19 protein-coding genes are annotated in these 20,689 nt (G+C 39.7%); 16 read left to right on the top strand and 3 right to left on the bottom strand.

Going from position 1 to position 20,689, the window contains the following annotated elements; genetic code table 11:
- Nucleotides 1-27: 27 nt before the first annotated feature.
- From L1994_RS07470 to L1994_RS07460, 3 genes are read left to right on the top strand one after another with little or no spacing between them, the layout of a single operon-like run.
- Nucleotides 28-1,506, top strand: coding sequence for a DHH family phosphoesterase (locus L1994_RS07470; RefSeq protein ID WP_278098830.1), 1,479 nt, complete (start codon nt 28-30; stop codon nt 1,504-1,506).
- Nucleotides 1,496-2,116 (top strand): 6-hydroxymethylpterin diphosphokinase MptE-like protein, encoded by a 621-nt coding sequence (locus tag L1994_RS07465; protein WP_278098829.1) that lies wholly within the window; start codon nt 1,496-1,498, stop codon nt 2,114-2,116. The genes L1994_RS07470 and L1994_RS07465 overlap by 11 nt, the downstream gene beginning before the upstream one ends.
- On the top strand, nt 2,106-3,755 hold the full coding sequence (locus L1994_RS07460) for a radical SAM protein (RefSeq protein ID WP_278098828.1): 1,650 nt from the start codon (nt 2,106-2,108) through the stop codon (nt 3,753-3,755). The genes L1994_RS07465 and L1994_RS07460 overlap by 11 nt, the downstream gene beginning before the upstream one ends.
- A 108-nt stretch (nt 3,756-3,863) precedes the next feature.
- Here L1994_RS07460 and L1994_RS07455 read toward each other — a convergent pair whose 3' ends face one another.
- On the bottom strand, nt 3,864-5,006 hold the full coding sequence (locus L1994_RS07455; protein WP_278098827.1) for a CBS domain-containing protein: 1,143 nt from the start codon (nt 5,004-5,006) through the stop codon (nt 3,864-3,866).
- 52 nt (nt 5,007-5,058) lie between these two features.
- On the opposite strand from L1994_RS07455, the gene L1994_RS07450 reads away from it, so the two are divergent.
- Both L1994_RS07450 and L1994_RS07445 read left to right on the top strand, forming a co-directional pair.
- Entirely contained in the window at nt 5,059-5,322 is a 264-nt protein-coding gene (locus L1994_RS07450) for a PRC-barrel domain-containing protein (protein ID WP_278098826.1), read from the top strand.
- A 310-nt stretch (nt 5,323-5,632) separates the two neighbouring features.
- Nucleotides 5,633-6,367: a tRNA(His) guanylyltransferase Thg1 family protein gene (locus L1994_RS07445; RefSeq protein WP_278098825.1), complete on the top strand. Its 735-nt coding sequence runs from the start codon at nt 5,633-5,635 to the stop codon at nt 6,365-6,367.
- 85 nt (nt 6,368-6,452) lie between these two features.
- On the opposite strand, the gene ileS is transcribed toward L1994_RS07445, so the two are convergent.
- Nucleotides 6,453-9,608 carry an isoleucine--tRNA ligase gene (gene ileS, locus L1994_RS07440; protein WP_278098824.1) on the bottom strand — a complete coding sequence of 1,052 codons (3,156 nt, stop codon included), beginning with the start codon at nt 9,606-9,608 and terminating at the stop codon, nt 6,453-6,455.
- A 326-nt stretch (nt 9,609-9,934) separates the two neighbouring features.
- Between ileS and L1994_RS07435 the strand changes: the two genes are divergently transcribed.
- The 11 genes from L1994_RS07435 (at nt 9,935) to L1994_RS07385 (ending at nt 17,860) form a co-directional block, all read left to right on the top strand.
- Complete coding sequence (locus L1994_RS07435; protein ID WP_278098823.1) at nt 9,935-11,269, top strand: D-aminoacyl-tRNA deacylase; 1,335 nt, start codon at nt 9,935-9,937, stop codon at nt 11,267-11,269.
- Nucleotides 11,269-12,381, top strand: coding sequence for a cell division protein FtsZ (gene ftsZ / locus L1994_RS07430; protein WP_278100823.1), 1,113 nt, complete (start codon nt 11,269-11,271; stop codon nt 12,379-12,381). The genes L1994_RS07435 and ftsZ overlap by 1 nt, the downstream gene beginning before the upstream one ends.
- A gap of 10 nt (nt 12,382-12,391) precedes the next feature.
- Nucleotides 12,392-12,565, top strand: a complete 174-nt coding sequence (locus tag L1994_RS07425; protein ID WP_278098822.1) for a protein translocase SEC61 complex subunit gamma — start codon at nt 12,392-12,394, stop codon at nt 12,563-12,565.
- A 26-nt stretch (nt 12,566-12,591) separates the two neighbouring features.
- Nucleotides 12,592-13,068: a transcription elongation factor Spt5 gene (locus L1994_RS07420; protein WP_278098821.1), complete on the top strand. Its 477-nt coding sequence runs from the start codon at nt 12,592-12,594 to the stop codon at nt 13,066-13,068.
- Nucleotides 13,069-13,202: 134 nt separating this feature from the next.
- Nucleotides 13,203-13,676, top strand: a complete 474-nt coding sequence (locus L1994_RS07415; RefSeq protein WP_278098820.1) for a 50S ribosomal protein L11 — start codon at nt 13,203-13,205, stop codon at nt 13,674-13,676.
- Between the two features lie 86 nt (nt 13,677-13,762).
- A complete protein-coding gene (locus L1994_RS07410) occupies nt 13,763-14,407 on the top strand; it encodes a 50S ribosomal protein L1 (protein ID WP_278098819.1) in 645 nt (214 codons plus the stop codon).
- 1 nt (nt 14,408) lies between these two features.
- On the top strand, nt 14,409-15,257 hold the full coding sequence (locus L1994_RS07405; RefSeq protein WP_278098818.1) for a 50S ribosomal protein L10: 849 nt from the start codon (nt 14,409-14,411) through the stop codon (nt 15,255-15,257).
- A gap of 34 nt (nt 15,258-15,291) precedes the next feature.
- Nucleotides 15,292-15,597 carry a 50S ribosomal protein P1 gene (gene rpl12p, locus L1994_RS07400; RefSeq protein ID WP_278098817.1) on the top strand — a complete coding sequence of 102 codons (306 nt, stop codon included), beginning with the start codon at nt 15,292-15,294 and terminating at the stop codon, nt 15,595-15,597.
- Nucleotides 15,598-15,841: 244 nt separating this feature from the next.
- Nucleotides 15,842-16,600 (top strand): response regulator, encoded by a 759-nt coding sequence (locus tag L1994_RS07395; RefSeq protein ID WP_278098816.1) that lies wholly within the window; start codon nt 15,842-15,844, stop codon nt 16,598-16,600.
- An 82-nt stretch (nt 16,601-16,682) separates the two neighbouring features.
- Nucleotides 16,683-17,357, top strand: coding sequence for a hypothetical protein (locus L1994_RS07390; RefSeq protein WP_278098815.1), 675 nt, complete (start codon nt 16,683-16,685; stop codon nt 17,355-17,357).
- A gap of 119 nt (nt 17,358-17,476) precedes the next feature.
- Nucleotides 17,477-17,860, top strand: coding sequence for a response regulator (locus L1994_RS07385; protein ID WP_278098814.1), 384 nt, complete (start codon nt 17,477-17,479; stop codon nt 17,858-17,860).
- Nucleotides 17,861-18,054: 194 nt separating this feature from the next.
- On the opposite strand, the gene hypF is transcribed toward L1994_RS07385, so the two are convergent.
- Complete coding sequence (hypF, locus tag L1994_RS07380; protein WP_278098813.1) at nt 18,055-20,274, bottom strand: carbamoyltransferase HypF; 2,220 nt, start codon at nt 20,272-20,274, stop codon at nt 18,055-18,057.
- Nucleotides 20,275-20,689 lie beyond the last annotated feature (415 nt).

The following is a 20,689-nucleotide window of genomic DNA, read 5'->3' as shown; positions in this document are numbered from 1 at the left end:
TACCTTTGAGAGATAACGTAATTATACATGCCTGATAGTCTGCCGAATGGAACATCTGACAAAGTGAAATATATGGTTCTTGGATGCGGAAGCATCGGCTACAATGTAGTTGAAGAGCTTGTGCATGATACAGATCATGTGATAGTTATTGACAGCGATGAGAAACGTGTCGATGATTTAAGAGATCAGAATTATGAAGCTATTGTTCGTGATATTACTGATTTAAAGCTGTTAGAAGGTCTTCCGGTACCTGAGGTGGTATTTGTCCTCTCAAGCGACAAGAACGCAAATCTTGAGGCTGTAAAAAGAGTAAAAGAAAAATATCCGTCTGCTTATGTCATTGCAAGGGCAATTGACAGATTAAGTCTGTCTCTTCTTGAACAGGCCGGTGCTGATATTGCCCTGTATCCTCAGGAAGTATTTGCAAAAACCGCTGTACATCACATAAGAAGGCTTCATTCGTCAAGACTTGCGAGAAAACTCTATCATTTCCTCTCAAATTGTGAAGGAACCATGGGAATTATTCTACATACAAATCCTGATCCTGATGCTATCTCAAGCGCAATGGCGCTATGTGCAATCGGAAAAGAGGCAAGCGGCGGCAAACTTGAGAGTAAAATTTTCTATGACGGAAAAATCGGTCATCAGGAAAACCGTGCATTCGTAACTCTTCTTGATATTCAGCTTCAAAAAGTAACCGAAGATACATCTGAAGAGATACTTGAAGGCTGTAATTACCTGGCACTTGTTGATTCGTCATATCCCGGGAGCAACAATTTCTTACCCAATGACAAAAAAGTGGATATCATAATCGATCACCACAAAACTCCTGATGATGATTTAAGATCTGTTCATTTCGTTGATATAAGACCTGGTGTCGGAGCAACTGCAAGCATAATGACTCAGTACCTGCAGGAACTTGATATCTCAGTTGATCAAAAAGTTGCAACAGCTCTTTTGTATGGTATACGCGCAGACACAAAGGATTTTTCAAGAAGCTTAACGCCGCAGGACTTAAATTACGCCGCATTCCTCCTTCCCTTAACTGACGGGGAACTCCTCGACAAAATCACATCCCCTTCAATGTCTATTGAAACAATGGATGCAATAGGTTATGCAATAAAAAACAGAAAGGTTCAGAATGGCTATCTTTTTACAAATGTTGGATATGTAAAGAACCGCGATGTCATCCCTCAGGCGGCAGACCTTTTAATTCAGCTTGAAGGAATAAACACAGCCGTTGCATATGGGATTGGTGAGGATTATATCACAATTTCCGCACGAAACAAAGACATCAGAATGCATGTTGGGAATGTTATGAAGGAGGCCTTTGAAGGGATTGGTGAAGCGGGAGGACATGCAAATATGGCGGCGGCAAGGATACCTCTGCACTCTTTTATACTTGTAAAAAATAAAGAAGAGCTTCTCTCTTTAGTAATCGATCCACTTTTAAAGCGCTTTGCAGAAATTGTCGGGCTTGGAAAAGAAGAGCAGAATGAAGTTTGAGGACTGGGAGCCGCATTATCTGCGCATTCTTGATTATTTTGGCTTTGAAAGAGCTGATGATGAGCGGGCCGCAGAATTTGCCCGCACTTTAACATCAAAAGATGATATTGAGAAATTGAAACTGGCATTAGATGGAAAAAATGTCACAGTATGTGGCAATGCACCCTGCCTTAAAGATGAAATAAGCAGGATTGAAGGAGTTGTTTTTGCCGCCGATGCTGCGGCAGACTATCTGTACAAATCCAAAATAAGACCTGATATTATCTCTACAGATTTGGATGGCTGTGAGGACAGTTTTTTGGAGATGAGCCGGTCAGGAACAATCATGGTTGTTCATGCGCATGGCGACAATATTTCACTTCTCAAAAACTGGGTGCCGCTGTTCAAAGGCCCCGTTGTCATTACAACGCAAAGCAGACCTGTAAAAGGTGTTTATAACTTTGGCGGGTTTACAGACGGTGACAGGGCTGTATTCACAGCAGTAGAGCTTGGAGCATCCAAAGTAAGGCTTGCCGGCTTTGACCTTGATGATTCTTCGGTCAATCCCATGAAACATGGAAAACTTATGATTGCCCGCGAACTTTTAGGAATTTTGGGTTATGACCTCTGAAGCATTCATTCTGGACGGCTATATTGATGAGCCTGCATGCTTTGGAGTATCGCCTTATATCTCACCCTATGTCAGATACTGTGCAGGAGTATGCATTGAAAACGGCTTTTCTGTAACATATTCTACAATAGATGAGCTTAGAAAGAATCCTTCACTCATCTGTGAAATTGAAAAAAAAGATCTCTTTATTTTTATATCAGGCGTTACTGTGCCTGGTAAATATCTCGGAGGAACACCTGCGTCTGCAAACGAGATATTTGGTATTGGAAGCAGTCTTAAAAATCCGGTTAAATGTCTTGGCGGCCCGGTTGTTTTTGGAAGCTCTTCCGGAGGTGGGAAGACTGCACAAAAGGAAAATTATTCCTGTTATGATTATGTTCTTTCAGGTGAGATTTCATCAGCGCTTAATTCAGTCCTGAAGGGTGGCAGGCCTTTTGGTGATTTCAGATATTCTCTAATTGATAAAAGAAGTGTTTTGGGGGCGTCTGTTATCAGACAACACCCAAAATTTCCATATGTAATCTGTGAGCTTGAAACTGCAAGAGGATGTTCGCGTGCGGTTAAGGGGGGTTGTTCTTTTTGCACTGAATTTCTTTATGGAATGCCGCAGTACAGAACAGAGGATGGAATTCATAGTGAGGTATCAGCCCTTTTTAATGCAGGAGCATTTCATTTCAGGCTTGGGCGTCAGCCGGATTTGTTGTCATACGGTTCTGTCACAGAAGATGAATTTCCAACCCCTTCGCCTGATAAAATTGAATCTTTGTTTGCCGGAATAAGAAATGCCGCACCCGACTTGAAGACACTTCATATCGATAACATAAATCCGGGAACAATTGCCGCACATCCTGAAGAGTCAAAAGATGCATTATCAGCAATTGTCAGGTGGCATACAGCAGGTGATATTGCCGCATTTGGTATGGAGTCAGCAGACCCTGCTGTAATCTTACAGAATAACTTAAAGGCAATGCCTGAGGATGTCTTAAAAGCGATTGAAATAGTGAATGATGTCGGCGGAATTCGTGATGAAAACGGCGTTCCGCATCTTCTGCCTGGTCTTAATTTTGTTATGGGTCTTTCAGGCGAAACAGAAAAAACATACGAATTAAATGAAAAATTTCTGTTTTCGCTTTTAAAAAGCAATCTTCTTGTAAGGCGTGTTAATATCAGGCAGGTAATGCCTTTTGAAGGAACAAAAGCCTATTCTGACAACACAATCGGTCAGCATGAAGCGAGATTTAAAATTTTCAAAGAGAAGGTGAGAAAAGAGTTTGACCTTCCAATGTTAAAAAGAGTATTTCCTTTCGGCACTGTTCTTTTAGACATAATAATCGAAGTTTCAGGGCAGACCTCTTTTGGAAGACAACTTGGATCATATCCGATTCTTGTTGGTTTTCCGTATGAAATCTCTGAGGGAACAGTTATTGATGCTTTTGTAACAGACTGGGGATTCAGATCGGTTACAGGGTTTGAAAAACCTCTTTTAATCAACAAACTTCATCATGGCGCTGTAAAAAAACTGCCGGGAATTGGAAAAAAGACAGCTGTGAACATTCTTGCAAAAAGGCCTTTTAAAAATTTAAAGGATCTCGAAGCTTTAACCGGGAAATTGGCTTTTTCGGAATACATTGAATTTTAATATTGGATTTAGTATAAAAATGTTCATGAATGGAGTGATAAAACCCCTTTTTCATGGAAATTTTAGTTATTTTTGTGTATTTTTTTGTTTTATTCTTTTTATTCTTTCTTATGTCATTTCTTTAAGCTCAATAAACCGCAGAATGTCTGTTCTTGTAACGATTCCTATTACATTGCCGTCTTCTGCAACAGGTATTCTTCCGATATTTTGAAGTGACATAATTTTCATTGCATCAGAAAGCATCGCATCCGGAGGGAGTGTTATAACATCCTTTGACATTACATCTTTTACAAGCATAGCATCCCGGTCTATTGCCGGAAGGCTTGTAATATCATTTAATGTAACCATGCCGGCAAGCCTTCCTCTTTCCATAACAGGGTAGCCAAGGTGCTTTGTTGAATACATAAGAGATACAATCTCTTCGACATTCTGGTCAGGTTCTACTGAGATTGCAGGAGATGTCATCGCCTCTTTTATTTTTACATCCCTTAACAACTCATTGAACTTTGTCATCTCTGCTTCCTGACCTGCGCCGATGTAGATAAAGACTGCAATTATCACAAGAATCGGACTAAGTATGATTATCCCTAAAATTCCGAATATAACGGCAAATGCACGGCCTATATCTGCCGATATTCTTGTTGCCTGATATATGGGAAGTCTTCTTGCAAGAAGCGCTCTTAAAACACGCCCTCCATCCATTGGGAATGCAGGAATTAAGTTGAACACAAATAAAAGCAGATTCAAAAATCCCAGATATCCAAATATGTAAAAAAATAGTCCTGAAAGAGCTGATACAGGTATGTATGCATAAGAGAGATATGCTAAAATGCATGATATTATTCCTATCGCAAAACTTGCAAGCGGCCCTGCAAGTGCCATTGGGAGCTCTATTTTAGGGTCAGGACTTTTTCCTTCATCAATTGATGCAATGCCGCCCAAAATCAGAAGGGTTATACTGTTTACCTTAAGGCCTCTTTTTTTTGCAACAAGGGAGTGTGAAAGTTCATGAATGAGAACTCCGGCAAAAAGGCTTAGTGTTACAATAACTCCAAGAGAATAAGGCATATATCCTGAAGTGATTAGTGATGTGTCAATATCAGAAATCCGGAATATGTTTTGCAAAAATACAACAGTGTATTCTATCTGATATCCGATTATAAATGCAAAAAGAGGTATCACCAGGAGAAATGTAAAGTGAAGCCTTATCGGAATGCCTGAAATTTTGCCAATTTGTATTGAGTCAGCCATTAGGAAAGATTATATTTTTAACTTTTAAGTATTATACCTTCAGTTGATTATAATGAAGACACAAATAACTGAGCTTTTTGGGATGGAGGTCTACACGGAGAAAGCTGTCCGTGTAGGTGTTGTTGACGATGCAGTCTTAAATGTTGACACAAAAAAGATTGATTCTCTTGCAGTAAGTGATTTAAATCCGGAGCTTTTACAGCTGAAGGGATTTAAGGGAATTAAAGTGCCTTATAGAATTATAAGGTCAATTGGAGATGTCATAATAATAAGACACTTTTCAAATATGTTCCCGTCAAAAGAGATTGATTACTAAAAAGAGACTGATATAAAGAATACAGACTGATTTAATTTTTTTTGACGAATAATTAATTATTTTGATTAAACCGGGATATTACCGTCTGATTAAAGATTAATCGGTTATTGATTGGATTAGTTATAAATTATTAAATCAGTTATTGATTATCTGGTATTGCATAGAAATTTGAAAAAAAGAAAAGATCTCTGGCAATTAAGGAAACTAATTAAGGAAACAATTAACAGGAATAAGAGGTTTTAAGCACCTGAATCATACCTGTGATTATATCCTGCCGTATAAGGCGGCAGACAAAATATTTGAGAATCTTATGCAGGAGAGAGAAATTTTCAGTAGTCTTTCTATAATTGCACCTGTTGTAGTAAGGCTTGATGGAAGGGCGTTTCACAGCCTTACCTTAGGGCTTAATCTGAAAAAGCCCTATGATTCCGGGTTTAATGATGCAATGTGTAGCGTATGTGAATCTTTAATCTCAAAAAGCGGTCTTGAGCCTGATTTTGCATATACCTTTTCTGATGAAATCAGTCTGTATTTCTCACGTCTTCCTTTTAATGGCAGGATTGAAAAAATAGATTCTGTGTGTGCATCATATGCGGCAAGTGCATTTACACTTTTAATTGGTGCAAAAGAGCCTGTTTCATTTGATTCACGAGTTGTGCTTGTTGGAAACGAAAGCGTCTGTGATTATTTTTCCTGGAGGCAGAAAGAAGCATGGAGAAACCATATGAACGCATACTGCCAGCATGCCCTGATAAGTGAGGGTTTTTCACCTGTAAAGGCGGCGCGTGAGCTTAAAGGTATGAAGGCGGCGCAGATGCATGAAATGATGCATGAAAGAAGCATTAATCTTTCAAAGACACCTGCATGGCAGAGGCGCGGCGTTATAATTCATAAGACCACATATCAGAAAACAGGATACAATCCTGTTGACAAAACTGAAGTTGTTACAGATAGAAGGAAGGTTGTCCGCGATATGTCTCCACCGCTTTTTAATGAACCGGAAGGACAGGATTATCTCTATCGCATAATCTCAGGCATTGTCTGATCAATACCTGATTCATATTGAATCTAAAAAAATAGAGAAAAAAAAGGAAAATCAAATAAAAAAAATCAAATAAAAAATCAAATATTTATATCTTTGAAATTTCCATCTTCATTTTTATTCCTTCAACATCCCATTCCTGTAAGTTTTCAGAATCACTGCTTATATCGCCCTGCAAAGTAAGGTTTTCTGCTCTTACTTCGTTTGCAATTGCATCTTTCCAGTTTTCAAGTAGTTTTGCCACCCTTTCATCTGATATAAAAACAGATGCTGAAACTGAGTCTTCCACATTGAGAGTATGCTGTTTTCTCATCTCCTGAAGCCTTCTTATGACTTCCCTGGCATATCCTTCAGCTTCAAGTTCTTCATCAAGTGTAACATCAACACAAACTGTTGCATTCGGCATCTCAGCCGGGAATATCCCTTCGGGCATTGTTTCTGAGAATACAACATGCTTTTCAGTGATTGTAAAGCCGTCTAAAGAGGCACTTCCTGATTTTGAAATATCGTCCTTTAAATGTGCCGCATCAGCACTTTCAATAGCAGATTTTACTTTGGGGCCTTCTTTTCCAAATTCAGGTCCAATTGCACGCATGTTTGCTTCTGCACAAACACCCATTCTGTCCCATGCGCCTTTGACAACCGAAACTTTCCTTGCATTTGCACGCTGTCTGCATAAATCATTTAAACGGCTTACAGCACTTTCCACAGTGTCTGAACTGGTAAGAACAAATACTTCGGAAACTGGCCAGCGGAGCTTTCTTTTTCCGTCCTGCCTTGCTGTTGCAACAGCCTCGTCAAATGATCGAATGACATCCATCTCTTCTTCAAGTGCCATATTTCTTAGTGATTCGTCTCCTGCAAACCATTTGATCATATGAACACTTTCGGGGTCTGATTCTGTTCTAAGGTTCTGGTATATTTTTTCTGCAATGTGTGGTGCATATGGTGCAAGAACGCCTGAAAGTCTTCTCATGACGTAATACATTGTTTCATATGCCTGTATTTTTTCAACCGCGTCTTCTTCAAGCCACATTCTTGTACGGACAAGCTGGACATACCAACGGGAAATGTCCTCTAATATGCAGTTTAAAATTGCACGCGATGCCCTGTGAAGCTGACATGTATTGGTAAACTCTGAAACCTCGTGGCATAGTGTGTTTATGCGTGATATTATCCAACGGTCCTCATCAGGCATCAAAGAGAGATTTTCTCTGACATAATCTCCGTTCCAGATTCCATTCTGATTTGTCTGAGGCGCGAATGAGTCAAGAATCATATACGGGAGTGGGAAGCGGTAAACATTCCACAGGATGTTTGCGGCCCTGTTTACTGTCTTTACACCTTCCCAGTTAAACTTCAGATCGTCCCACGGTGCGCTTGCAGAAAGTGTGTACAGGCGAAGTACATCAACGCCCACTTTTTCAACAATTTCTTCCGGAGTAACAACGTTTCCAATCGATTTTGACATCTTACGGCCTTCAGCATCAAGTGCAAATCCGTGCATCATAACGCTTTTGTAAGGCGCACGGTCAAAGGCAATTGTTGATGCGCCAAGCTGGGAGTAGAACCATCCGCGTGTCTGATCCTGTCCTTCTGTTATGAAATCTGCAGGCCAGAGCCTTTCGAAATCATCGGTCTTTCCGGGAAATCCTATTGTTGCCCATGATGCCATTGCAGAGTCAAACCATACATCAAAGATGTCTTCGACACGCTTCATTGTACCTCCGCAGTCGCAGGAGTATGTTATTTCGTCAACATATGGCCTGTGTGGATCAGTCAGGTTTGATCCTGCCTTTTCGTTAAGTTCAGCCATTGTGCCAAATACGTGATATTTATCACATTTCTCGCATTTCCAGACAGGAATTGGTATGCCCCAGTAACGCTGTCGGGAAATACACCAGTCACGTGCGTCTGCAACGAAATCATGGAACCTTGCACTGCCTGCCCATTCAGGGTACCATTTGACTTTGGAAATTTCATCCAGAAGCTGTTCTTTAATCTTTGGGATTGCAAGGAACCACTGCTGTGTGGCACGACTTATTATTGGTGTTTTGCATCTCCAGCAATGACCATATCGGTGGGTGATTTTCATTCTGCGAAGAAGGAAATCCCCAAGTGCTTCAATGACTCTTTCATTTGCATCGCGGACATAAAGCCCTTCAAATTCTCCTGCTTCTTCTGTGAACCGGCCTGTTCCGTCAACAGGACAAATAGTGTCCAGATTTTCCTTTATTCCGACAAGATAATCATCCCATCCATGCCCCGGTGCTGTATGTACAAGACCTGTGTTGTCAAGCATCACGTGATCGGCTGTTACTACCCTGTGTTCAATTGTTTTTTGAACCGGTACGAAATCCAATAGAGGCGATTCATATTCGGTGCCTGCAAGTTCAGCGCCGGAAATCTTCTCAATAACAGAATAGTCTGTGTATCTTCCTTTCTTTAAGACATCTTCTGCAAGTTCATCAGCAATCCAGAGAATTTCTTTTTTATCATCCTTTAATGCTTCAACTTTTGCGTAGACAAAGTCCTTTCCTGCCGCTACTGCTACATTTGCCGGAAGTGTCCATGGTGTTGTTGTCCAGATAACAAGGTATTCATTTGTCCTGCCTTTTACCGGAAATTTCACATATATTGAGGGGTCTTCCTCATCCCAGTATTCAACTTCGGAATCTGCAATTGCAGTCTCACAGCGTGGGCACCAGTTTACAACACGATGTCCGGTTTCAAGCAGTTTCTTCTCATCAGCCTTTTTAAGTGCCCACCATGCGGCTTCTATATAATCAGGCTTTATGGTCTGATACGGGTTGTCAAAATCCATCCAGATACCAAGGTCTCTGAACTGATCTGACATTTTGTCCTTATGAACCAGTGCAAAATTCTTGCATTTCTCTATAAAATTTGAGATTCCGTATGATTCAATATCCTTTTTTGATTTAAATCCAAGTTCGTTTTCAACACGAACTTCGATAGGAAGTCCGTGCATATCATATCCTGCACGATCAATGACATTTCTGCCCTGCATGCGCTTGTAACGCAATATTGTATCCTTTAAAATTTTATTCCATGCAGTTCCAAGGTGAATGTTTCCTGTTGTATACGGCGGTCCGTCAACAAAGAAATAGTCATCTCCGTCTTTTCTCAGGTCTTTCACCTTTTTGTAGGTGTCTTCTAAAGTCCAGAAATTTCTGACCTCCTCTTCGACCTCTTTAGCATTGTAACTGCTTGTAACCTCTTTCAAGTTTAATCCCTCAAATAGTCCAATAATATATGTGATTCTTTAAAGATAGTATTTATGAGAGGTAGGATAAAATGAAGTCTGGTACAAAAGTTCATGAAAGAAATAATTCATGCGGTTTTTTAATGAACAATATCAGAAATAAGATTCAGAAATAAGGTTATTTTGAAACGTTATTTATGTGAATATAATATTAGGATATAATTTGTGAATATAATATTAGGATATAATTTGTGAATATATTTATTCTTGATAATATGAAAAATAGTTGAAATTGTTGAAATGAAATTGTTGAAATTATTGATAATGTGTAAGTTTTGTTGATAAATATGAAGATCGCAATAATTAATTCAAAGACAGACCCTGCCGGTGTGAATATAAGGGAGCATTTACTTTCAAAATTAAATTTAAGTGAAAATGATTCAAAAAAATATACAAGATACTTTTCTCATGAACTTATCTTTTATGAGGCTGAAGAAAGGCTGATATACCAATCCTCAATAGACAGCGCTTTTGATTCTGATCTTATAATATTCATATCTCGGCATTCAAGCCAAAATCCTGTTCCTGCGCTGACAGTTCACGTCACCGGAAATTATGGAACAGCAATGCTTGGAGGAAGCGATAAGGAACTTGCCTGTTCATCTCCGGATTACATGCATCTTGTGTTAAATGAGCTTTTCAAAAGAGCACCGGACGGTTTTAAGAGTTCGTATGAAGTGACCCACCACGGCCCGACTGATCTTAAGACTCCTTCATTTTTTGTTGAGATTGGAAGCACCGAATCTGAATGGATGAATGAAGATGTAGGCAATGCTGTCGCCGGTTCTATACTTGAAGCACTAAAAAAAGACAGGCCTAAAACAATAAATCTTGTAGGCTTTGGTGGAAATCACTATGCTGCGAGGGAGACTGAGATTGCTTTGTCTTCAAAAGGCGCGTTTGGACATATTGCCCATACAAGAGAGGTGTCAGGTCTCTCCAGGGAGATGATTAAACAGATGATTGAAAAATCATTTGCAGATGGAGCATACATTGACAAAAAGGCCTTGCAGAGCAATGATGTTTTGAAAATAGAAAAGATTTTAAATGAGCTTTCAATTCCTTTATTATCTGAGGGGGAGATAAAGGATATTGGAGATCTTTCCTGGGAGAAATATCAGGAGATAGCTAAAATTGCCCTTGAAGCATGTCCTTTTTGCAAAATTCGCATTGGTGGGATGAAAGGCTTTGGCACACCTGTTTTGATAGAGATAATGCCCGAACTTTTTGAAGAGGCATACAAAGTTGATGAAAAAAATATGGCGAAAGCGATAAACAGAATTTGTGCAGTCTCATTTATCTCACAAAAGGGCAGGATACTGCCAATTTTTATCACATATGAAGAAAATAGAATACAAACAATAAATGATTTAATATCTTTGTGTGTTAAAACCTTACACAAAGATAAGGACACAGCAGTCATTGATGACAGTCTGGTAATCAGAAAGATCAGATTTGACCCTGCAAAAGCAGCTGAACTGGGGGTTTTGAAAGGACCGTTCTATGGAAAGCTTGCCGCAGGTTTTGATATAGTGGTCGGCGGAAGAACAATAACGCCTGCTATGGTGTCGAAAAGCAGTGAAAAGGTTATCCGTATACCGGGGTTGGAGAATTACCTATGATGAAATCAATTGTTGAAGAAGCGCTAAGCAGGGCAAATGCCGACACAGAAATGATTGTCGACAGTTCACAGGAAACTGATGAAGAGCTTGAGGAGATTTTGAAATCTCTTCGGACTGAAATATCAGTTGTAGGCTGTGGAGGCGGTGGATCAAACACTGTCTCACGCATGGCTGAAGAAGGAATTGACGGTGCAAAACTTTTTGCAGTAAATACTGATGCCCAGCACCTGATAAGAACAAAGGCAGATTACAGGATTTTAATCGGCCGTCAGCGCACCAAGGGATTCGGTGCAGGTTCTGTTCCACAGGTGGGAGAAGAAGCGGCGCTTGAAAATGAAGAGGAAATTCGTACCAAACTTGCAAACAGTGATATGGTTTTTATTACTGCAGGTCTTGGAGGCGGAACAGGAACCGGCTCTGCACCTGTAATTGCAAAGGCGGCCAGGGACCAGGGTGCGCTTACAATTGCTATTGTAACTCTTCCATTCCGGGCAGAAGGAGCAATCCGGCTTGAAAACGCAGAAGCCGGACTTGAGCGTTTAAGGGACGTTGCAGACACAGTTATTGTAGTTCCAAATGACAGACTTCTTGAAGTTGTGCCAAGACTGCCTCTTCATGCGGCCTTCAAAGTATCCGATGAAGTTTTGATGCGTGCCGTCAAAGGTATTACAGAACTTATCACACAGCCCGGACTTGTCAACTTAGACTTTGCCGATGTGCGTACTGTAATGGAGCGTGGCGGTGTTGCGATGATTGGTATGGGTGAAAGCGACAGCGAAGACAAAGCGGCTGATTCTGTCAAAAAGGCTCTTAGATCTCCGCTTCTTGATGTTGATATCTCCAATGCGACTGCGGCACTTGTAAATGTAGTTGGCGGTCCTGATATGACAATGGAGGAGGCAGAAGGTGTTGTTCAGGAAGTCTATGAGAGAATCGATCCCGATGCACGTATTATATGGGGAGCTCAAATAGATCCGGACATGCAACACCGCATGCGCACTATGCTTGTTGTGACAGGTGTAAGCTCTCCGCAGATTTATGGAAAAAGTGATGATTTCAGCACTACCCGTAAATCCTCAGAGCGCGAATATGATATAGACTTTCTTAGGTGAGTAAGAACAAATGACATTCAAATTAGATGAAGAGCTCTTCAAAAAATATTTAAGAGTCCTTAAACTTGCAAGGACTCCGACAAGGGATGAATTTCAAAAGATAGGACTGGTTGCTGCTATAGGTATAGCCCTGATTGGTATACTTGGTTTTATTATATACGAAGTAATTCTTCTCCTCCCATAAAATTTTAAATTTGCAGGATTACTGAAATGAGCGACACAGACGAGAATCAAAACCGGATATATGCAATAAAGACGACTGCAAAGCAGGAGCGCACTGTAGTTGATAATATTGTAAAGGCTTTGGAAGATCATGATGAGATTCATGTGGTTGCTGTGATGGCACCGGATGAGCTCAAAGGATATGTGCTTGTTGAAAGCCCGGATCCTATTGCACGTATTGAACAGCTTAGGGAGATGGTTCCCAATGCACGCGCAGTAGTAAAAGGTGAGACATCTTTTCATGAAATTGAACATTTCCTTGTTCCAAAACCTGTTGTCTCCGGTATAGATGAGGGAACAATAGTGGAGCTCATTGCCGGACCTTTCAAGGGAGAAAAGGCTGTTGTTAAAAGAGTTGATACTTCCAAAGAAGAGATAACGGTTGAACTCTACGAAAGTATGGTTCCTATTCCGATTACAGTACGTGGTGATAACGTGCGCGTAATTGACAAAAATCAGGACTGATATTTTTTTCAAATTATCTTTTTTCAAATTAAGAAATTATTATTGATACCTTTAAGATATACAAGGTTCAACATTTTAAGACCCAAGCTTAGTGTGCGGTATAATTCGTGCATTGTGAGCAAAGGTGATATGAAATGGGAGAAGTAGTCGAGGTATTGGTACCCGGCGGTAAAGCTACTGCAGGCCCACCATTGGGACCTGCATTAGGACCTCTCGGAATTAATGTGAAGGCTGTTGTTGACGAGATCAACAAAAAGACCTCAGAATTTAACGGCATGCAGGTGCCTGTTAAAGTCGAGGTTGACGACAAAAAGAACTTCACAATCTCCGTTGGTGTTCCTCCAGCAACTGCACTTATTATGAAAGAGTGCGGCATTGAGAAAGGCTCAGGAGAGCCGAATCTCTCTAAGGTTGGTGATTTACCGTTTGAGGCTGCTGTCCGTATAGCCCGCATGAAGTTTGACGATATGCTTTCATATGATCTAAAAAACGCCGTAAAGGAAGTTGTTGGTTCATGTGTAAGTGTAGGTGTCACTGTTGACGGCAAAGATCCAAAAGTAATCTTTGCTGACATTGATGCAGGCCAGTACGACAGTCAGCTCGCATGAATAGACTATGAAAACCCATAGAAGATCCAAAAAAAGATTATTCTATAGTCTTTTTCAGGGTCGTTGAACTATGGAGGTAAAAAGAAATGGTTGAAAGGGTCCAGATTCTAAAGGCCGTAAATGAGGCTATAGAGAAGGCGCCTGAGAGAAAGTTCACTGAGAGTATTGAAATTACATTCAACCTCAAGAACATCGATATGGCGCAGCCAAAAAACCGTATAGATGAGACTATGGTTCTTCCGAAGGGAACGGGACGTATCCAAAAGATAGCTGTTCTTGGAAAGGGAGATATCACCACTCAGGCAAAAGCTGCTAATGTAGAACTCATCATAGGGCCAGAAGAAATAGAGCGTCTGGGAGGCGAACCACGTGAAGCCAGAAATATGGCGGACGAATACATGTTCTTCCTTGCTGAAACCGCAGTAATGCCTCTTGTTGGCCGTTACTTAGGTACAAGGCTTGGTCCACGCGGTAAAATGCCACAGCCGATCCCACAGGGACTGGATATCGGACCTATTGTGGAGCGTCTTAGAAACTCTGTCAAATTCCGTTCCAAAGACAAAAAGACATTCCATGTCAGAGTTGGATCGGTAAAAATGTCTCCTGAAGACGTTTCTGAGAATATTGACGCTGTCATGAGAAAGGTTGAGTCCAATCTTGAAAGTGGAACTATGAATATTCGCTCAGTGTATGTAAAAACATCCATGGGCCCTGCAGTGAGGCTGATGTAATATGGCTATATATTCGCACCACCTCCCGCAGTGGAAGAGGGATGAAGTAGAGGAGATTAAAAAGCTCTCAGAGGAATACAGACTGACAGGTCTTGTTGATCTTCACGGTATTCCGGCAAGCCAGCTTCAGCAGATGCGCCGAAATCTTCGTGGATCAGCAGTTCTTAAGATGACAAGAAACACTCTTATTGAACATGCATTCAATGAGCTTGGCGGAGAAATCTGCAGGACTGTCGAGTATGTAGACGGCCACAGTGCTATGATCTACACAAACGAGAATCCTTTTAAACTCTACAAAAAGCTTCAGGATACCATGACAAAGATGGTCGCAAAGCCCGGGGACATCGCACCCGAGGATATTGTCGTACCAAAAGGTCCAACAGGATTTCCACCCGGACCAATTGTCGGTACTCTGCAGCAGTCAGGAATTCCGGCCGCCATTGAAGGCGGAAAAGTTGTTATCCGTGAGACAAAGACTGTTGTCAAAGCAGGAGAGGAAATTAACGCGAAGATGGCAGATGTGCTGTCTAAGCTTGATATTAAACCAATGGATGTTGGTTTAAGTCTTCAGATTGCATTTTACGACGGAACATTCTTTGAGCCGAATACACTGGCAATTGATGAGACTGAGTACTTTAACAATGTTGTTCTTGCAGCACAGCAGGCATTTAATCTGTCTGTTAACGCATCATATCCGACTTCTACAACAGTTGCCACAATTATTGGCAAGGCTGTTCGTGAAGCAAGGAACCTTGCAGTTGAAGCGGCAATTTATGAAAAGGATGTCGTTGATCTGATTATCGGACGTGCATCAAGAGAATCACTTGCAATAAAAGCACTTGTTGAGTAAAATAAAAAATAAAAATAATATTTAGGTGAATAAAATGGAGTACATCTACGCAGCACTTGTTCTGCACAGCGCAGGAAAGGAAATTAATGAAGATGCAGTCACAAAAGTTATGACTGCAGCAGGTATCGCAGTTGACGACAGCCGTGTAAAGGCACTTATTGCAGCACTTGACGGTGTTGACATTGCAGAAGCAATTGAGAAATCCGCAGTAGCGGCAGTAGCAGCAGCACCGGCAGCAGCAGCACCGGCAGCAGCCGCCGCAGAAGAGGAAGCAGCACCTGAAGAAGAGGAAAAAGACGAAGAGGGCGGCATGGCCGGTCTCGGAGCACTCTTCGGATAAACCTTTTTTTTTAAATACGCTTATTTGATAAAAATCGCCTGGGATTACAGGGTTATAAATTCGGTTGAGATACATTTTCGATTTTTTTTTAAGATTCTTCAAACCTGATGTTTTTTCACTTTTACTTTTTCACTCTTACTATTGACTTTTTATTGTTATGCAATTTTGCAAGCAGTATTTAACAAGCTTTTTAAAATTATATAACAAACGGACTTTAATCAAGGGGAAAATTTCGGGGGAAAATATGATGAAGGTGCTGATGATTGATGATGAAGAGGTTGTTTTGGATGTATCAAAACTTTTTCTGGAGCGTCAGGGCAATATTTCTGTGGATTGTGTTTCATCAGCATCAAAAGGAATGGAAAAACTTCTTTCTGAAAAATATGATGCTGTAATCTGTGATTATGATATGGATGAAATAGATGGAATCTCATTTTTAAAAGCAGTAAGGGGGATATATCCTGGAATAAATTCCCCCTGTCCTGAGATTCCTTTTATTATATTCACAGGAAAAGGTGATGAATGCGTTGTAATAGAGGCTTTGAACTGCGGCGCTGATTTTTATCTTCAAAAGGGAAATGATCCAAGAGGTCAGCTGTTGGAACTCACACACAAAATAGAGGATATTGTAAACCGCAGATGTAATGAGGAAATAATGGATGCCGCTTTTGAAAATACCGGAACATGTATGGTAATTCTTGATGATGAAAACAATGTCATAAGGATGAACATGCAGATGTATGAAGTTCTTGGAATATCAAAACCCGATGAAAAAGAGGAATCTGTACCTGTAAAACCGGACATTTTTGTGTGCAAAGAAAATCTTGAATCATTTGCTGAATTTTTATCCGGAATGCGCAAAAATTGTGGGTACAGGAGAAGTGAAAGAGAAAAGATTGAATTTAATCTTTGCAGGGATGGCAAAGAGAAACTGCCTGTTTCAGCAAACGCTGTATATATTCCTGAAAAAAAGGTGACGATTCTCTCAATAAGAATTATTTAGTATGCCCTTTTGATATTCATATACAGATAAACTTATAAATTAAAAAAATTCAATAGCTTTTATCACATTTTTGGGTGATTTTATGAAAAAAATTATAACAGTTTTATTAAGTTTCGGACTTCTTTTAATGCTTCTACCTTCATCAGCGGTTGCGGCAACGATTGGAGGAGATCAGGCATGGTTTAATGTTCACTGCAATGTGGATGGAGCGGCGGTCTATTTTGACGGTGATTACAAGGGAGTAACCTTTGACAAAATTCTGACAGTGCCTGTTTATACAACAGCAACTCCTTACAAGACAATTACTGTTGAGATGGATGGTTATACTACATGGACAGATGACATATCAGGATACCCTGAGATGGGAGACACACTTGATGTATATGCAACAATAAATCCTGTTCCTACACCTGTTCCGACAATGATTGGCGGGGATATGGGATTTTACACTGTATATTGCAATGTTGATGGTGCATCTGTTTATTTCGACAGCGACTATAAAGGAACCATCTCAAACGGTGAGCTTACTGTAAGTGTTTATACAACCGGAACACCTTACTCAACATATCAGGTTAAGATGCAGGGATATGATACATTTACAGGACAGATAACTGACTATCCTGCAAAGGGTGAAATCGTAAAGCTTCATGCTTCACTAACACCTTCCACAAATCCGACTCCTGCACCTGTATCAATATTTGTTGTAGTAATGGGTCTTGTTGCAGCAGGTTTTGTTTTTTTTGTAAGAAAGAACTAATTCAAAAAAAAATCATTTTTTCTCTTTTAAATGAATATTATTCGATATCATTTGCTAATATTGTGTTAATTTAATATGCAGAAGAATACAAGTTTCAGATTGAAATGGAGGTACCCGTTATGACACGTTCAAGAATTCTTCTGCTTGATGACGAGGCACCTATTCTTGATATAATGTCGTTATTCCTAAAAAGAAACGGTTACGATGTAGTCTGTTCACAGTCCGGTTCAGATGCACTTTCAGTTTTTAGGGAAGAATACTCTTCACAAAAAAAAATTGACCTTGCTATCCTTGATGTTTCAATACCCGGAGATATTGGGGCAAAAGAAATTCTGGAACCTATGAGAGAGATTGATCCAGACATTTGTGTAATAATCACAAGCGGCGATTCAGTGCAGGGCGCAATGGATGATCCCTTAAAATTTGGTTTTTCAGGCTCGCTTAAAAAACCATTCCGCTCAACAGAACTTATTGAGATTGTAAAAGAAGTTTTGAAAGATTAATAATACATTCTTTATAAAAGCAAACGAAGAAAAAATTTAAACAAAATCCAAAAAGCTAAAAAAATAAGAAGAGATACAATCCAAAAAAATGTATATAATTGAAAACAGTTTCAAATTATTTCAAATAACCGGAAAGATTTGAAATGAACTAAAAAAATAAGAGTTCACTTAATAAAAAGCCAAATATCTTCGTTTTAATTATCGCTTAAAATACCGGCATAGATACACTGTCCGTATGAAATACACCCGTCTCCAAATGGATATTCCCTGTTTATTATGAGATTCAATCCTGCTTTTTGAATTTCATCCCTGATGGTTTCTCTTATAGCATGGTTGATGAAGACGCCGCCTGATAAACAAATGTCAGGAATCCCTAAATTTTCTGCCTTTGAAATTGCAATTTTTGCAAAATTCCTTGAAAGATTGTACTGAACAGATGCGGCAATGTCAGGAACAGAAAGCCTGCCAATGCTTGAAAATGTATGTTTAAGCAAATCTTTTGTTGATAAAACACTGCAATGATCTTTTTCGTAAATATTTAAATTCCATTCTTCAGGAGTTCCTGCAGAAGCAACGGATTCAAGTTTCATTGCAGGCTCACCATCATATGTCCTTTCTTTGCATATTCCTAGAAGCGCCGATGCTGAATCAAGCACTCTTCCTGCACTGCTTGTCTTAAAAACATTAAAGCCGGTTTTAATCTGCCTTTCAAGAATAGAAACTTCATTATCTTTCCAGCCTCGTGAAAGCAAAAGTTCTGAAATATTATCCTCAGGCAAAAAGCTGAAAAGCATCCTTTCAGGAAAACGTGTTGCCAGATCTCCTCCTGGCATGTCGATATATTCCAGATGTCCGACACGACTCAGGCTGTTAATCTGGCCGGCAAAGATTTCTCCACCCCATATTGCTCCGTCATCTCCAAGACCTACGCCGTCAAGTGCAATTCCAACGCAGGGTTCATCTCTTTTTTCAAATGCCGCTGCAATATGTGCCTTGTGGTGCTGGACGGGAATTGTCTCAACACCCAATTCCTCTGAAAGCCGCATGGCATATCTTGTAGAGAGAAACTGCGGATGCATGTCATGTGCAATTATGTCAAATTCTGCATCTGTAAGTTTTTTGAATTTTGAAACAGTATTCTCAAGATAATCCAGTGTCTGTGGATTTTTAATGTTTCCAATATGAGGAGATGTATAGGAAAAACCATCTTTGTATATTGAAATATTTGAATAAAGCTCAGGTCCTGTACCAAGAATACAGTTTTTGCCCAGGTCTATCTTTGTTCTTTTTGGTGCATATCCTCTTGACAACCTAATGATATATCCTTCTCTTACAACAGAGTCATCACAGCGATTTTCAATATGCCTGTTATGTGTCAGGTGAAAGTCAACACAATTTTTTAATTTTGATACTGCAGTAGATGTTTTGGTAATCATCGGATTTCCGGGCGCATTGGCACTTGTCATAATAAGAAGCGGACTTTTAAGTTCTGCAAAGAGAAGGTGGTGAAGACCTGTATATGGAAGCATACAGCCGATTGTATCAAGATTGCTTATTTTTGGATGTGAATTCCTGTTTTTTTTGTATAAAACTACAATTGGATGTTGGGGGCTTTTTAGTAATTCTATGTCTAACGGCTCTGCATCTGCAATTTCAAGAATTGTCTTATCTTCTGCCATTATTGCAAGAGCCTGCTGAGTTCTTCCGAGACACTCTTTTAGTTTTTGTGCGGAAATTTCCGTGCATGCAATATGAAATCCTCCGATTCCTTTTATTGATACAATAAATCCATCATCAAGAAGCTTCGCTGTATGTTTTATTGGATCATTGCATGAAACAGGGTTTCCTTCTTTGTCAAGAAGGAATAATTCCGGTCCGCATACACTGCAGGCAATTGTCTGCGCATGGTGCCTTCTTGAGGCAGGGCTTTCATATTCCTGTGTGCATTCCCGGCACATTGGAAATTCATCAATTGTAGTTCTTTCCCTGTCATATGGAACATCTGTAATTATGCTGTATCTTGGACCGCAGTTAACACAGGATGTTGCCCAGTAATCTTTGTATCTTGATTTATTTCTGAAGATATCATCAATACACTCATCACAGATTGCAACATCCTGCGGGATGAATCCTGAGAGGGAACCAGAAGAACTTTTCTCAATAAAAAAACCGTTTGGAGGGTTGAAATCTGTTTCTTCAATTGTTATACTGTCAATCTTTGAAAGAGGTGTTCCTTTTGAAAGTGCGATTAGAAAATCTTCAAAATTATCGCCATAAGCATTGATCCTTACTTCACTGCCAAAATTTTTTACACTTCCACAAATTTTGTATTTTTCTGCCTGTGCATATACAAAAGGCCGGAATCCTACTCCCTGAACAATTCCTTTGATAATTATTATCCCGCTTTTTCGCATGAGTATGTCTATCCTTTCTGAAACAAATCAGCTATATTGAATTTTGAAATCGTAAAAATTTCACTTTGATATCAGTTTTAATATTTCAATGTCAGTTTATCAATTCGATCTTAATTCTCTTTTTTTATGGCATTTATCAGATCTTTTAATTGTCTGATTGAAGTTATGATTTGGGAATTTAAAAGGTGTTTGTTGTATCTAAACTGTTGGAACTATAACTTAATGAAGAAAACCTGATGAAGAAAGTCAATACCAATTAAATAAATCAAACAGGCTGATTTATTTTGTAATGCAATTTAGTTATGAGTTGTTGATAACTTAAAAATCATTAATTTTTCAAACTGCTTTTAAAAGAGCATTTAATCTACAGAAATCTGATGATAACGTATAATATGGGGTAAATCATTAAATGTGC

The organism is Methanomicrobium antiquum (genome assembly GCF_029633915.1).
Lineage (GTDB): Archaea > Halobacteriota > Methanomicrobia > Methanomicrobiales > Methanomicrobiaceae > Methanomicrobium > Methanomicrobium antiquum.
The sequence above is the reverse complement of the archived record's forward strand: the minus strand, read 5'-3'. Positions and strand labels throughout refer to the sequence as shown.